Annotated in this window: 9 protein-coding genes and 1 pseudogene; 1 reads left to right on the forward strand and 9 read right to left on the reverse strand. The window is 60.8% G+C overall.

The window, feature by feature from the left end; genetic code table 11:
• Positions 1-23: 23 nt before the first annotated feature.
• The 9 genes and pseudogenes from gltB to CFE47_RS22655 all read right to left on the reverse strand — a co-directional run bounded on the left by gltB (position 24) and on the right by CFE47_RS22655 (position 11,864).
• Positions 24-4,469 carry a glutamate synthase large subunit gene (gene gltB, locus CFE47_RS22615; protein ID WP_286840613.1) on the reverse strand — a complete coding sequence of 1,482 codons (4,446 nt, stop codon included), beginning with the start codon at positions 4,467-4,469 and terminating at the stop codon, positions 24-26.
• Between the two features lie 352 nt (positions 4,470-4,821).
• Positions 4,822-6,378 (reverse strand): SPOR domain-containing protein, encoded by a 1,557-nt coding sequence (locus tag CFE47_RS22620; RefSeq protein WP_286840614.1) that lies wholly within the window; start codon positions 6,376-6,378, stop codon positions 4,822-4,824.
• Positions 6,379-6,388: 10 nt separating this feature from the next.
• On the reverse strand, positions 6,389-7,489 hold the full coding sequence (aroB, locus tag CFE47_RS22625; RefSeq protein ID WP_286840616.1) for a 3-dehydroquinate synthase: 1,101 nt from the start codon (positions 7,487-7,489) through the stop codon (positions 6,389-6,391).
• Positions 7,490-7,614: 125 nt separating this feature from the next.
• Positions 7,615-8,133, reverse strand: a complete 519-nt coding sequence (gene aroK / locus CFE47_RS22630) for a shikimate kinase AroK (protein WP_185704866.1) — start codon at positions 8,131-8,133, stop codon at positions 7,615-7,617.
• 4 nt (positions 8,134-8,137) lie between these two features.
• Positions 8,138-9,391, reverse strand: a pseudogene (locus CFE47_RS22635) (type IV pilus secretin PilQ); the annotation flags it as partial.
• Between the two features lie 142 nt (positions 9,392-9,533).
• Positions 9,534-10,505, reverse strand: coding sequence for a pilus assembly protein PilP (locus tag CFE47_RS22640; RefSeq protein WP_286840618.1), 972 nt, complete (start codon positions 10,503-10,505; stop codon positions 9,534-9,536).
• The gene (locus tag CFE47_RS22645; RefSeq protein WP_286840619.1) at positions 10,502-11,056 is read right to left on the reverse strand and encodes a PilN domain-containing protein; all 555 of its coding nucleotides are present in this window, start codon (positions 11,054-11,056) and stop codon (positions 10,502-10,504) included. Before CFE47_RS22645 ends, CFE47_RS22640 begins: the two co-directional genes overlap by 4 nt.
• Entirely contained in the window at positions 11,053-11,706 is a 654-nt protein-coding gene (gene pilM / locus CFE47_RS22650) for a type IV pilus biogenesis protein PilM (RefSeq protein ID WP_286840621.1), read from the reverse strand. The genes CFE47_RS22645 and pilM overlap by 4 nt, the downstream gene beginning before the upstream one ends.
• 23 nt (positions 11,707-11,729) lie before the next feature.
• A complete protein-coding gene (locus tag CFE47_RS22655) occupies positions 11,730-11,864 on the reverse strand; it encodes a hypothetical protein (RefSeq protein ID WP_269835743.1) in 135 nt (44 codons plus the stop codon).
• A 58-nt stretch (positions 11,865-11,922) separates the two neighbouring features.
• On the opposite strand from CFE47_RS22655, the gene CFE47_RS22660 reads away from it, so the two are divergent.
• On the forward strand, positions 11,923-14,388 hold the full coding sequence (locus CFE47_RS22660) for a penicillin-binding protein 1A (protein ID WP_286840624.1): 2,466 nt from the start codon (positions 11,923-11,925) through the stop codon (positions 14,386-14,388).
• Positions 14,389-14,436: the final 48 nt, after the last annotated feature.

The raw sequence follows: 14,436 nt of genomic DNA on the forward strand, positions 1-14,436 counted from the left end.
TCATCAAACTCTTCAGGCGCATATCACTGCGGGTTGGCACGGATGCTGGAAAGCAACGATTTCAGGTTGGCAGCCTTGGGCTTGACCAGCCAGAAACGACGCAGGTAATCATCGAGGTTTTCGGCGAGGTTACGACCCCATTCGCTGCCGGTCTCCTCGACGTACTCGTCCAGCACGTGCTGCAAGTGGTTCCGGTAGGACTCCATGGCTTCGCCGCTGATCCGCTGGATCTCGACCAACTCGTGGTTGACCTTGTCGACGAAGGTGTTGTCCTGGTCGAGCACGTAGGCGAAACCGCCGGTCATGCCCGAACCGAAGTTGTAACCGGTCTTGCCCAGTACCGCGACAAAGCCCCCGGTCATGTACTCGCAGCAGTGATCGCCAGTGCCTTCCACCACGGTGTGGGCACCGGAGTTACGCACGGCAAAACGCTCACCGGCCGTACCGGCAGCGAACAGCTTGCCACCGGTGGCACCGTACAAGCAGGTGTTGCCGATGATGGCACTGTCCTGGGTCTTGTAGACGCTGCCTTTAGGCGGAACGATCACCAGCTTGCCGCCGGTCATGCCCTTGCCCACGTAGTCGTTGGCGTCGCCTTCCAGGTACATGTGCAGGCCGCCGGCGTTCCACACACCAAAGCTCTGCCCAGCAGTGCCCTTGAAGCGGAAGGTGATTGGCGCTTTCGCCATACCTTGGTTGCCGTGCTTGCGCGCGATTTCGCCGGAGATGCGGGCGCCGATGGAACGGTCGCAGTTGCAGATATCCAGTTCGAATTCGCCACCGCTGGCGTCGTTGATCGACGAACCTGCGATTTCCACCATCTTCTCGGCCAGCAGGCCCTTGTCGAATGGCGGGTTGCGCTCGACGCCGCAGAACTGCGGTTTGTCGGCCGGGATGTGATCGCTGCCGAGCAGCGGCGTGAGGTCCAGGTGATGTTGCTTGGCGGTCTGGCCCTGAAGGATTTCCAGCAGGTCGGTGCGACCGATCAGCTCCTCCAGCGAACGCACGCCCAGCTTGGCCAGCCACTCACGGGTCTCTTCGGCGACGTAGGTGAAGAAGTTCACCACCATGTCGACGGTGCCGATGTAGTGATCCTTGCGCAGCTTCTCGTTCTGAGTGGCGACGCCGGTGGCGCAGTTGTTCAGGTGGCAGATACGCAGGTATTTGCAGCCCAGGGCGATCATTGGCGCAGTACCGAAGCCGAAACTTTCAGCGCCGAGGATCGCGGCCTTGATCACGTCGAGGCCGGTTTTCAGGCCGCCGTCGGTCTGTACACGCACCTTGCCGCGCAGGTCGTTGCCGCGCAGGGTCTGGTGGGTTTCCGCCAGGCCCAGTTCCCACGGTGCGCCAGCGTACTTGATGGAGGTCAGCGGCGAAGCACCAGTGCCGCCGTCATAGCCGGAGATAGTGATCAGGTCGGCATAGGCCTTGGCCACGCCGGCTGCGATGGTGCCCACGCCCGCTTCTGCCACCAGCTTCACCGAGACCAGCGCCTTCGGGTTGACTTGTTTCAAGTCGAAAATCAGCTGCGACAAGTCTTCGATCGAGTAGATGTCGTGGTGCGGCGGTGGCGAAATCAGGGTCACGCCCGGCACTGCATAACGCAGCTTGGCGATCAGACCGTTGACCTTGCCGCCTGGCAACTGGCCGCCTTCACCGGGCTTGGCACCCTGGGCGACTTTGATCTGCAGCACTTCGGCGTTGACCAGGTATTCCGGTGTTACACCGAAACGGCCGGTCGCGACCTGCTTGATTTTCGAGCTCTTGATGGTGCCGTAGCGCGCCGGGTCTTCGCCGCCTTCGCCGGAGTTGGAACGCGCACCCAGGCGGTTCATGGCTTCGGCCAGGGCTTCGTGAGCCTCAGGCGACAAGGCGCCCAGCGAGATACCGGCAGAGTCAAAGCGCTTGAGGATCGATTCCAGCGGCTCGATCTCGCTGATGTCCAATGCCGTGTCCAGGGTCTTCACCTTGAACAGGTCGCGGATCATCGACACCGGGCGGTTATCCACCAGCGAGGTGTATTCCTTGAACTTGGCGTAGTCGCCCTGCTGCACGGCGGCTTGCAGGGTGTTGACCACGTCCGGGTTGTACGCGTGGTATTCGCCACCGTGCACGAACTTGAGCAGGCCGCCTTGCTGGATCGGCTTGCGCGCGCTCCAGGCTTCGGCCGCCAGGGCTTTTTGTTCGGCTTCGATGTCAACGAAACGCGCACCCTTGATGCGGCTCGGTACGCCACGGAAGCTCAGCTCGCAGACTTCTTCCGACAGGCCGATGGCTTCGAACAGTTGAGCACCGCGATAAGACGTGACGGTAGAGATGCCCATCTTCGACAGGATCTTCAACAGGCCTTTGGTGATGCCTTTGCGGTAGTTCTTGAACACCTCATAGAGGTCGCCCAGCACTTCACCGGTACGGATCAGGTCACCCAGCACTTCGTACGCCAGGAACGGGTACACCGCCGAGGCGCCGAAGCCGATCAACACCGCGAAGTGGTGCGGGTCACGAGCGGTGGCGGTTTCGACGAGGATGTTGGAGTCGCAACGCAGGCCTTTTTCGGTCAGGCGGTGGTGCACCGCGCCGGTGGCGAGGGAAGCGTGGATCGGCAACTTGCCTGGAGCGATGTGGCGGTCGGTCAGCACGATCTGGGTACGACCGGCACGCACCGCTTCTTCGGCCTGGTCAGCGACGTTGCGCACAGCGGCTTCAAGGCCGAGGCTCTCGTCGTAGTTCAAGTCGATGATCTGGCGGTCGAAGCCCGGGCGATCCAGGGTCATCAACGAGCGCCACTTGGCCGGCGAAATCACAGGCGAACTGAGGATCACGCGGGAGGCGTGCTCAGGCGATTCCTGGAAGATGTTGCGTTCGGCACCGAGGCACACTTCCAGCGACATCACGATGGCTTCGCGTAGCGGGTCGATCGGTGGGTTGGTCACCTGGGCGAACTGCTGGCGGAAGTAGTCGTACGGCGTACGCACGCGCTGGGACAGCACGGCCATCGGCGTGTCATCGCCCATGGAGCCGACGGCTTCATAACCTTGCTCGCCGAGCGGACGCAGCACCTGGTCGCGCTCTTCGAACGTGACCTGGTACATCTTCATGTACTGCTTGAGCTGGTCCACGTCATAGAAAGCCGAACCGTGGTCGTTGTCTTCCATGGTCGCCTGGATACGCAATGCGTTCTTGCGCAGCCATTGCTTGTACGGGTGACGGGACTTCAAGCGGTTGTCGATGGCGTCGGTGTCGAGGATCTGACCGGTTTCGGTGTCCACGGCCAGGATCTGGCCTGGGCCAACACGGCCTTTGGCGATGACGTCTTCGGGCTTGTAGTCCCACACGCCGATTTCCGACGCCAGGGTGATGAAACCGTTGGTAGTGGTGACCCAACGCGCCGGGCGCAGACCGTTACGGTCGAGCAGGCACACGGCGTAGCGGCCGTCGGTCATGACCACGCCGGCCGGGCCGTCCCACGGCTCCATGTGCATCGAGTTGTACTCGTAGAACGCACGCAGGTCCGGATCCATGGTTTCGACGTTCTGCCACGCGGGCGGAATGATCATGCGCACGCCACGGAACAGGTCGATGCCGCCGGTGACCATGAGCTCGAGCATGTTGTCCATGCTGGAGGAGTCGGAACCCACACGGTTGACCAGCGGGCCGAGCTCTTCCAGGTCCATCAAGTCGTTGGCGAACTTGGTGCGACGGGCCACAGCCCAGTTGCGGTTGCCGGTGATGGTGTTGATCTCGCCGTTGTGGGCGAGGAAGCGGAATGGCTGGGCCAGCGGCCATTTCGGCAGGGTGTTGGTGGAGAAGCGCTGGTGGAACACGCAGATTGCGGTTTGCAGGCGCTCATCGCTCAGGTCTGGATAGAAGGCGGTGAGGTCCGCCGGCATCATCAGGCCTTTATAAATGATGGTCTTGTGGGAAAAGCTGCAGATGTAGTGGTCAGTGTCGGCGGCGTTGGCCACAGACGAGCGACGACGCGATGTGAACAGCTTGATCGCCATGTCCTGGTCGCTCAGGCCGTCGCCTGCGATGAACACTTGTTCGATCTGCGGCAGGCGCTCCAGGGCCAGGCGGCCGAGCACACTGGTGTCGATCGGCACTTTGCGCCAGCCGACGAGCTGCAAGCCGGCGGCCAGGATCTCGCGGTTCATGTTTTCGCGAGCGGCTTCGGCTTTGACCGGGTCCTGGTTGAAGAACACCATGCCCACGGCGTACTGCTTGGGCAGGTCAACAGCGAAATGCTCTTTGGCGACAGCGCGCAGGAACAGGTCGGGCTTTTGAATCAGCAAGCCACAACCATCACCGGTCTTGCCGTCGGCGTTGATCCCACCGCGGTGGGTCATGCAGGTCAGGGCCTCGATGGCCGTTTGCAAAAGGGTATGACTGGGCTCGCCCTGCATATGGGCTATCAGGCCGAAACCACAGTTATCCTTGAATTCGTCGGGTTGGTACAGACCTGCTTTCATAGACACTTTCTCACCAGGCTGCCTCTTATAACGAGGCAAATTTCTTTTCAATTCAACCGGTTACCTTCCACGTCGAACGTACGCCGACTTAGCGGGGGCAAAAGGGAGGTCATTGTACACACCGACACAGACGCTCACAAATTTAGCGACGAAATGTCGCAAATCTATGTCGCATTTATGAAAGGTTTAAAGCGATACGCTGTGCTAGTCAAAACTTTTTTAATTTTGACTGCCGCGACTCAAAAGCCACTGTGACGCAGACACCACAAAGCGCGCGGTCCTTGCGGGACTGCACGCCATGCGATTTATTTTGAGGTGCTGGGAGGGCGACCTGGGTAAGGTCGCCGGATCTTCAGCGAGTTGTTGCCAGTTCTTGTTGAACGCTGGCGACAGTGCGAGGCCAAGGTTTACCAGCCTGAACCTTCGCTGGCAAGGATTTGATCGCAGAATCAGCGGCTGCACGACTGGAGAAGTTGCCGTAGGTGATCACGTAGAGAGGCTTGCCGTTGAGCACTTTCTTGAAATAACGGTACTCGCCGCCCTGCTCTTTCACGAACGCCTGGGCGTTGGCTTCGGAGCTGGTGCCGAGGATCTGCACGACGAAATTGCTGGCTGGTTGGCTGCCATACCAGCCGCTGCCAGCCGCGCCGGCTTTAGCGACGGCGACAGGTTTTTCAGCAGGCTTGGCCGCTGGGGCCGGAGCAGGCTTGGCAACGGGCGCAGCGGCGACGGGCTTGGTCACCGGTGCCGGTTTGGCGGTGGCAACAGTCGGTGCTGGCGTTGGCTTGGCCGCTGGCTGACCTGCTGGCACACCCACAGGTGGTGCAGTGGTGGTCACGGTTGGCGGTGTAGCGCTTGAGCCTTCCACCGGCACACCGTCGTCGCCTTCGGAGATGCCGCCGGCTTCTTCGGCGAGCGGGCCACGCATCACAGGCTGGCCAACCATGGGCAGGTTGGTCGGTTGCCCGGAATTGGCGAATTCGACGTTTGGCGTGGGCTTGCCCAGTGGCAATTGCGCCTGTTCGGTTGGCGCGCCGGCCGTGGTTGGCGCCTTGCTACGACCTGGAATCAACCAGGCAGCGGCAACAGCGACCACGACAACGGCGGAAATAGCCAATACGTGCTTCTTAGGCATGGTGAACCCCATCTTTGGACGCTTGACCGCAGAGCGGCTGGCAATCATGGCTTCGATCATCGCATCGCGGGCGACCTGGTTGATGGTGCCAGGCCAGCCGCCTGCGCTGTCGTGAATATCAGAGATCTGCGCAGCGGAGAAAAGTTCGATACCCGCCCCTGCGCCTTCCAGGCGTTGAGCCAGGTACTCGCGGGTTTCTTCTTCTTCGTAAGGCTGCAATTCGATGACGTGGAACAGCTCTTGATCGCCGCTGATCTGCTCCAGATCGGCGATCAACGACGACTCACCAAACAGGAACACATGCGGGCGACCTTCCGGCGTACCCGCTGCCAGTGCCAGCAGCGCTTCCAGGGCAGATTCATCAAGCTGTTCGGCGTCATCCACCAACAAGTAGACTTCTTGGCCCGTCAGGCCCAGTTGCACAACCTGCTTTAGAATCGCGTTCGGCTCGGCAGTGGCCACGTCCAGCGACTGGGCAACCTGGCGCAAAACGCCCGCCGCATCACCGGCACCACGGGCCGACACCACCACGCTCTGAACCGATTGCTTGTTGGTGCTGGCCACCAGGGCCTGGCGCAGCAGGGTCTTGCCGCTGCCCAACGGCCCCGTCACGACCAGCAGCAGTTGGCTGTAGCGTGCAAGGTGATGCAACTGCCCAAGCACCGGCTTGCGCTGGGCCGGGAAAAATTTGAAACCAGGCACCCGTGGAGCAAAAGGGTCGTGGCTTAACTGGTAATGGCCGAGGAACGCCTCGTCGGCATGCAAACTAGTCATCGGGATCTGGTTAACCTTTCAGCTGAGCCAGGGCACGGTAATCCGCTCCCAGCGTGGCTTGTAAAATCTCTTTTGGATAATCGTCGGTCACCACGGCTTCACCCATGTGGCGCAGCAGCACCAGTCGCAGTCGACCGTCGATCACTTTCTTGTCTATCGCCATATGTTCCAGGAAGTCAGCTTCAGTCATTTCCTCAGGCGGAATGACCGGCAAACCGGCGCGCTGGAACAGGCGGATACCACGATCCCGCTCCTGGGCGCTGATCCAGCCCAGGCGTTGCGACATCTCCAATGCCATCACTGTGCCAGCCGCTACGGCCTCCCCATGCAGCCACACACCATAGCCCATGTGGGTTTCGATCGCATGGCCGAAGGTGTGGCCCAGATTCAAGGTGGCCCGCACGCCGGACTCCCGTTCGTCGGCATTCACGACCAATGCCTTGGCCGCGCAGGAGCGCGAAATAGCTTCGGTGAGTGCAACCTGGTCCAGGTTGCGCAGGGCATCGACATGCTCTTCAAGCCAGGTCAGGAACGGCTCGTCGCAGATCAGCCCGTACTTGATGACTTCCGCCAGGCCCGCAGACAGTTCGCGCGGCGGCAGGGTATTGAGGGTGGCGGTATCAATCAGGACAGCCTGTGGCTGGTAGAACGCGCCAACCATATTCTTGCCCAGCGGATGGTTGATACCGGTCTTGCCGCCCACCGACGAATCGACCTGGGACAGCAACGTGGTCGGCACCTGGATAAAGTCCACGCCACGCTGGTAGCAGGCGGCCGCGAAGCCGGCCATGTCACCGATCACACCGCCGCCCAGGGCGATCACGGTGGTGCGGCGATCATGGCGAGCGGTGAGCAGGCCATCAAAGATCAGTTGCAGGGTTTCCCAGTTCTTGTGGGCTTCGCCATCAGGCAGGATCACGGAGATCACCGAGTACGCTGCCAGGCTGCGGCTCAGACGCTCAAGATACAGCGGCGCGACCGTTTCGTTGGAGATGATCGCCACTTGCCGCCCGGCAATGTGCGGCGCGAGCAGCTCGGGCTGGTCCAGCAGACCTTCGCCAATATGGATCGGGTAGCTGCGCTCGCCTAGATCGACCTTAAGTGTCTGCATGTGTCCCCGCGTTAGAGATGTATTGACGACCGGCAACGTCAAGATCTGACGCCGCCTGATGGCTCTACGCCACACTCCACAAGAGGATGGCGCGCCGCCGAGAATAGCGCATTTCGGGCCCGGCTTTAACGGGGTGGCAGCCGTTGCAGGCGCTCAAGAATGTCGAGAACCACCATCCTGGGTGGTCGCTCATCGGTTTCCACCACCAGGTCGGCGATCTCCCGATACAGCGGATCGCGTAGCGCCAGCAGGTCCCGCAAGGTTTTTTCCGGGTTAGCCGTGCGCAGCAACGGGCGATTGCGATCGCGGGCGGTACGGCCCACCTGCTGCTCGACCGAGGCATGCAAATAGACCACCCGACCACCGGCATGCAGGGCTCGACGGTTTTCTTCGCGCATGACTGCGCCACCGCCGGTGGCCAATACCACGCCGTCGCAGCCGCACAGCTCGGCGATCATCGCCTGCTCGCGGTCACGAAAGCCCAGCTCGCCTTCCTTATCGAAGATCCATGGGATATTGGCACCCGTGCGCAATTCAATTTCCTTGTCGGAATCTTTGAACGGCAGGCGCAGCTCTTTGGCCAGCAAACGGCCGATGGTGCTTTTTCCAGCCCCCATCGGTCCTACAAGAATCAAATTTCGCACAGAATCAACGACTCACAGCAATCGCCTGGTTATTCATAATACGCGGAGTCAGGAATACCAGCAGCTCGGATTTTTTCTCCGCCAGCACATCGCGCCGGAAAAGGCGGCCAAGATACGGCACATCGCCCAAAAATGGCACTTTATCTACCACTTTGCTTTGGGTATTGGAGAAAACCCCACCAATGACGATGGTCTCGCCATCCTTGACCAGCACCTTGGCGTTGACTTCGTTCTTCTTGATCGGCGGTACATCGTTGAGCTTGTTCAGGTAGTCAGGCTCGTCCTTGGTGACCTTGACCTGCATGATCACATGGTCGTCGGGAGTGATTTGCGGGGTGACTTCCAGGGAGAGCGAGGCCTCCTTGAACGACACCGAGGTGGCGCCGCTGGAGCTGGATTCCTGGTACGGGATCTCGGTGCCCTTGAGAATCCGCGCGGTTTCCTTGTCGGACGTCACCACCTTGGGCTGGGAGACGATTTCCCCGTTGCCGGTTTTCTCCATGGCGGTCAGCTCAAGGTCCAGCAGCAAATTATCGGTGATATAGGCGATACCCAGGCCCGACGAGCCGGTCAGGGAGCCCAAGTCGACAAAGGGTGCGGTGGGCGGATTTTCCGGAGGATCTTCACCCTCGCCCGGTGATTTGCCAACACCACCAGCCCCCCACTTGCCGCGAGTGAGCCGCCCGCCCCAGCGCGCGCCGAGGCTTCTGTCGTAATCGACATTGGCTTCGACAATCCGGGCCTCGATCATCACTTGGCGCACCGGAACATCCAATTGCGCCACGATTCGCCGCAGCTCCTCGAGGCGCTCGCCAGTCTGATAGGCAATGATGTTGTTGGTACGGTCATCCACGGCCACTGAGCCACGCTCATCGGTGGTGCCTTCCAGGCCGGCCACCGATTGGAACAGCTTGGCCAGGTCTGCCGCCTTGGCGTAATTGACCTGCAACAACTCCCGACGCAATGGCGCCAGTTCAGCCATCTGCTTGCGAGACTCCAATACCAGCAATTCTCGGGCTGCCAACTCCTCGGCGGGCGCCACCAGTAACACGCCGGCCTTTACCCGTTTATCCAGGCCTTTGGCTTGCAATACCAGGTCCAGCGCCTGGTCCCACGGCACATCCTTGAGTCGCAGGGTGATCGATCCTTGCACATCGTCTCCAGCCACCAGGTTGAGGCCTGCCACATCGGCGATCTGCTGCAATACCGTGCGCAGTTGAATATTTTGAAAGTTGAGGCTCAGCTTATCGCCGGCGTAGACGCCCGAAACCGCATTGTCAGGAGGCGGCAGATGAATCAGGTCGACGCGTTTGGGCACAGCAGCAGCCATCGGTGCCGTGAACGCTATCCATAGCGCCACACCGACGGACAAGAAAGTCCTTTTCATGGGTTAGATTCCGTTATGAGTTGACGTTTAACACCAGGGTTCGCGAGCGCTCCAGCCAAGCGCCCTGTTTATCGGGGAACAACTCGACCAGTTCGACGTGGCCATCATGAATAGCCGTGATCCGGCCATGGTCTGGTCCCAGGTAGTCGCCGACCGCCAGGCGGTATACCTGGTTAGCGGCACGTAGCAGGACGAAGGTATGCATGCCTCGGGACAAAGTGCCGACCATTTCGCACTGCTCCACCGCGAGGTTTTCCAGGATCCCTCGCGGCCTTTTCAGATCCGGCGCAGGGGTTGGACGCCCAGGCGCGTGCTCGGTCTGCAAGGCCAGCGGCTGGAACGGATCGCGCAGACCTGCCGAGTCATAGGTAAACGACTGGGCTTGCACGATAGGCTCAGTCGAACGCGCACCTTGCTGCGTGCGCCAATAGGCCTTGGCCAACACATCGAGGCGCAGCAACCTGCCATCCGGTCGTAAGGCAACATCGTGCGCGGTGGCGATTCGCGCAAGGCCTCCCAGGCCGCTCACGAACATCGCCAGGTCGTGATACGCGCCCGTCACGCCAATTTGCACGGGCTGCTCGATATAAAACGAATGAGGCTGTTCATCCAAGGGTGTGACGCTTTCGACCAGCAAGCCATTGGCCTGCGCCAAGCGCGCAATATCCTCCAACAACCCAGGCATTTCGGACTCACTCGGCAACTGTCGCAGAAGCGTGTCGACCCGACCTTGCCTCAGCAGTAGCTGGCGGTTGTGTTCTTCCAGGCTGGCAGACTGGGCGGTTTTTTGCGCAACTTGCTGCAGCAGGGACACTTCCCGCGCCTCGACTTGATACAACCGCCCCCGTGAGGGGCTCAAGTAAGCAAGGTCGCCGACCACCCACACCGCACCCGCCAGCGCACAGCCCAGCAGGGCCTTGCCGGGAAGGGGCCATTTTTCAGTGTTGTGAGTGAGTGCGCGAAGTTTGAGCCAGAGCAGGCTCAAGGCTGGGCCTCGGTGGACTCGCCCTGACGCACCATCAGCTGGAATTCATTGTTGCCGCGAGCGCCTTCTGTGCGCACATGTTGCAGCCGCGTGGCGTGGGCACCTTCGGAGGCTTCCAGGCTACGCATCAATTGGGCGATGTCCTGGCTGGAGTCGGCACTGCCGCTGATGCTGACCGTGTCACCCTTCGCCACCACCTCATGCAGGTGGACGCCCTCAGGCACAGCACGCGCCAACTGGTCCAGCAACTGGGCACTGGACGAACGCCCATCGTGCAAGTCCTGCACAACCTTCATGCGTTCCGCCAATTGCTGGCTTTGCAGTTGCAGGTCGTCGATGGTCTTGATGCGTGAGTCCAGGACGGCCACGTCTTTATCCAGATGGTTATTGCGCGTCACTTGCCGATCAATGGCCCGGTCGATCACTTGGTCCGCCAGCCACACGGCCGCGAGCGCCACACCGGCGAACGCCAGCAGAAACGCAAGGAAATACTTGCGCCGCCGCTCTGCCAAGGCTTGGCGCCAAGGCAACAGGTTGATTCGTGTCTTCAAGCGAAACTCCTCAGGGCCAACCCACAAGCAATTCCCATCCCGTGGGCATCCACGGCCCATTGTGCGCCATCGACTCGATGGCCCGGCGTGAAGCTGGCGAAATCCTGACTGCAAGCACGCGCCAATGCAAACGCTTCGACATCAATCACCTTCGGCACCAGCCCTGCCAGGGCCAAGACCGCCTCGCGCGCTTCGATATGCTCCTTCAGGCAGGCGGCCAACAGCACCTCGACGCGATCAGGGTCCTGGGCCGAGCGCCCCTGGACCTGAAAGTCGATGGCCACCTCGTCCAGCGGGTACGGAATGTACTGGTCCGCTTCTGCCTGGATCATCCATGCCATCTCATCGTCGCTGAGCCCTGCTGCCATGTCGATGACCCGCGTGATCACCGAAGTCCCGGCCACGGCAACCGCAGCGCCACGGGCTGACGTGTGCAACCGAGGCAGCGTCGCGTGCAAGGCACGTCCTATGCTTTCCAGATCCAAAAGTGCACCGTCGACCACCGCGCGGGCGGGCAGTGCCTGGGTGGCATAGCCCTGAACACTGTAACCGTTGCCAGAACGGCCCAACTCAACCAGCCGAATGGCCGCGTCATTGATATCGACACCCAGCAGGGCGTCGGCTTTTCGCGTGAAAAATCCCTTTCTCATAAAACTCCCTAAAACTTTGCCTGTCATACCGCCTGATTGCTGCTGGGCGCCATGCATTCGGTCGACTTGTTGAACAGGCGCGAATGACGCCCCAAGCCGAAAAATGCTTTAATGCCCAGCGTTTTTTCCCGCTTTATCTGCAGCTCGGGTTGATCCATCGTTTGCCATGCATGCCCCGACGCCTAACTCATTCTTTTCTCTGGAAATCCAAAAGCCTTGATTCGTCTGCTGAAGTTTTTCGGGTACTCCATTGTCGCGATTGTCTGCGGGCTGCTGCTCGTACTCAGCGGTGCCTACCTCTACCTTAGTCCGGGTTTACCCTCCGTAGAGGCCCTGAGAAGTATCCAGTTGCAGATTCCTTTGCGGGTCTACAGCAGCGATGAAAAGCTGATCGCGGAGTTCGGCGAAATGCGCCGCACACCGATTCGTTTTGCCGACATTCCACCCAATTTCATCAGCGCCCTGCTCTCGGCCGAAGACGATAATTTTGCCAACCACTATGGCGTGGACCCCAGCAGCCTGGTGCGCGCCGCCACGCAGCTGGTAAAAAGCGGACACATTCAATCCGGTGGCAGCACCATCACCATGCAGGTGGCGAAGAACTTCTTCCTCACCAGCGAGCGCAGCTTCTCGCGTAAAGCCACCGAGATCCTGCTAGCGCTGCAAATCGAGCGTCAGCTGACCAAGGACGAGATCCTTGAGCTGTACGTCAACAAGATCTACTTGGGCAACCGCGCCTACGGAATCGAGGCGGCTTCGCAGGTTTACTACGGCAAGTCGATTCGTGATGCCAGCCTGGCGCAGATGGCCATGATTGCTGGCCTGCCAAAAGCACCTTCGCGCTTCAACCCCCTGGCCAACCCGGCGCGCAGCAAAGAACGCCGCGACTGGATCCTCGGACGCATGTACAAGCTGGGCAAGATCGACCAAGCCGCCTATGAAAGCGCAGTGGCCGAACCGCTGAACGCCAGCTACCACGTACCAACGCCGGAAGTGAACGCTCCGTATATCGCTGAAATGGCCCGGGCCGAGATGGTCGGCCGTTATGGCAGCGAGGCCTACACCGAGGGCTTTCGCGTCACCACTACCGTGCCAAGCGACCTGCAGGACTTTGCCAACAACTCGGTGCATTCCGGCCTGATCACTTACGACCAGCGTCACGGCTACCGAGGCCCAGAATCGCGTTTGCCGGGCAAGACCTTGAGCGCCTGGACCACAGAGCTGGGCAAGCAACGCGCAATCAGCGGGCTGGAACCGGCCATCGTGACCCAAGTGCAAAAAGACGGCGTGCAGGTGCTGACCCGTACCGGCGAAGCGCACGTGAGCTGGGACAGCATGAAGTGGACGCGACCGTTCCTGAACACCAACAGCATGGGCCCGATGCCCAAGCAGCCGTCAGACGTGGCGCAGGTGGGTGACTTAATCCGCGTGCAACGCCAGAAGGACGACAGCCTCAAATTCAGCCAGGTGCCGCTGGCCCAGGGCGCCCTGGTTTCCCTGGACCCACAGAACGGTGCAATCCGCGCACTGGTCGGTGGCTTTGCCTTCGAGCAGAGCAACTACAACCGTGCCACCCAGGCCAAGCGCCAGCCGGGTTCCAGCTTCAAGCCGTTCATCTACAGCGCCGCGCTGGACAACGGGTACACCGCCGCGAGCCTGGTCAACGACGCGCCAATCGTGTTTGTCGACGAATACCTGGACAAGGTCTGGCGCCCTAAGAACGACACCAACACCTTCCTCGGTCCTATCCGTATCCGCGAGGCGTTGTACAAGTCGCGCAACCTGGTGTCGATCCGCTTGCTGCAAGCAATGGGCGTAGGCAAGACCATCGACTACATCACCCGCTTTGGCTTCAACAAGTCGGACCTGCCGCCGAACCTGTCGCTGGCCCTGGGCACTGCGACCCTGACACCGATGGAAATCGCCACCGGCTGGAGTACCTTTGCCAACGGCGGCTACAAGATATCGCCGTACTTGATCGACAAAATCGAAAGCCGCAATGGCGACACGCTGTTCACCGCCAACCCGCCACGCGTGCCGGGTGATGTGGTCAATGGTGTAGCCGCAACTGATGGCCTGGCCGCGCCGAGCCATGGCGGCATCACCATCGAGCCGACCCCAGGTGCAGCGCCAGCCGCGAACACCACCGCGCCAGTCGAGCCACAAGCCCCTGCCGTTGCTGAACGCGTGGTGGATGGCCGCACCACTTACATCCTCAACAGCATCCTTGAAGACGTGATCAAGAAGGGTACCGGCCGCCGTGCACTGGCACTGGGCCGTGCGGATATCGCGGGCAAGACCGGTACCACCAACGACTCCAAGGACGCCTGGTTCTCCGGCTACAACGGCGACTACGTGACCACCGTATGGACCGGCTACGACCAACCAGAAAGCCTCGGCCGCCGCGAGTTCGGTGGCACCGTAGCGCTGCCGATCTGGATGAGCTACATGGGCGCAGCCTTGAAGGACAAACCGCTGCACACCCAGCCGGAGCCGGAAGGCATTCTCAGCCTGCGGATCGACCCCGTCAGCGGCCGCGCGGCGTCGCCAAGCACGCCGAATGCGTACTTCGAACTGTTCAAGAGCGAAGACACGCCGCCGTCGGTCAACGAACTGGGTAACGGTGTTGCACCGGGTAGCCCGTTGCCGGCGGATGAAGCGGCGCCGATCGACCTGTTCTAACTCGATCTGCCCCTTGATGCAGATCCATTGTGGGAGCGGACATGCTCG

It is taken from the genome of Pseudomonas sp. PGPPP1, assembly GCF_002255865.1.
In the GTDB taxonomy this organism is placed as follows: Bacteria; Pseudomonadota; Gammaproteobacteria; order Pseudomonadales; family Pseudomonadaceae; genus Aquipseudomonas; species Aquipseudomonas cremoris.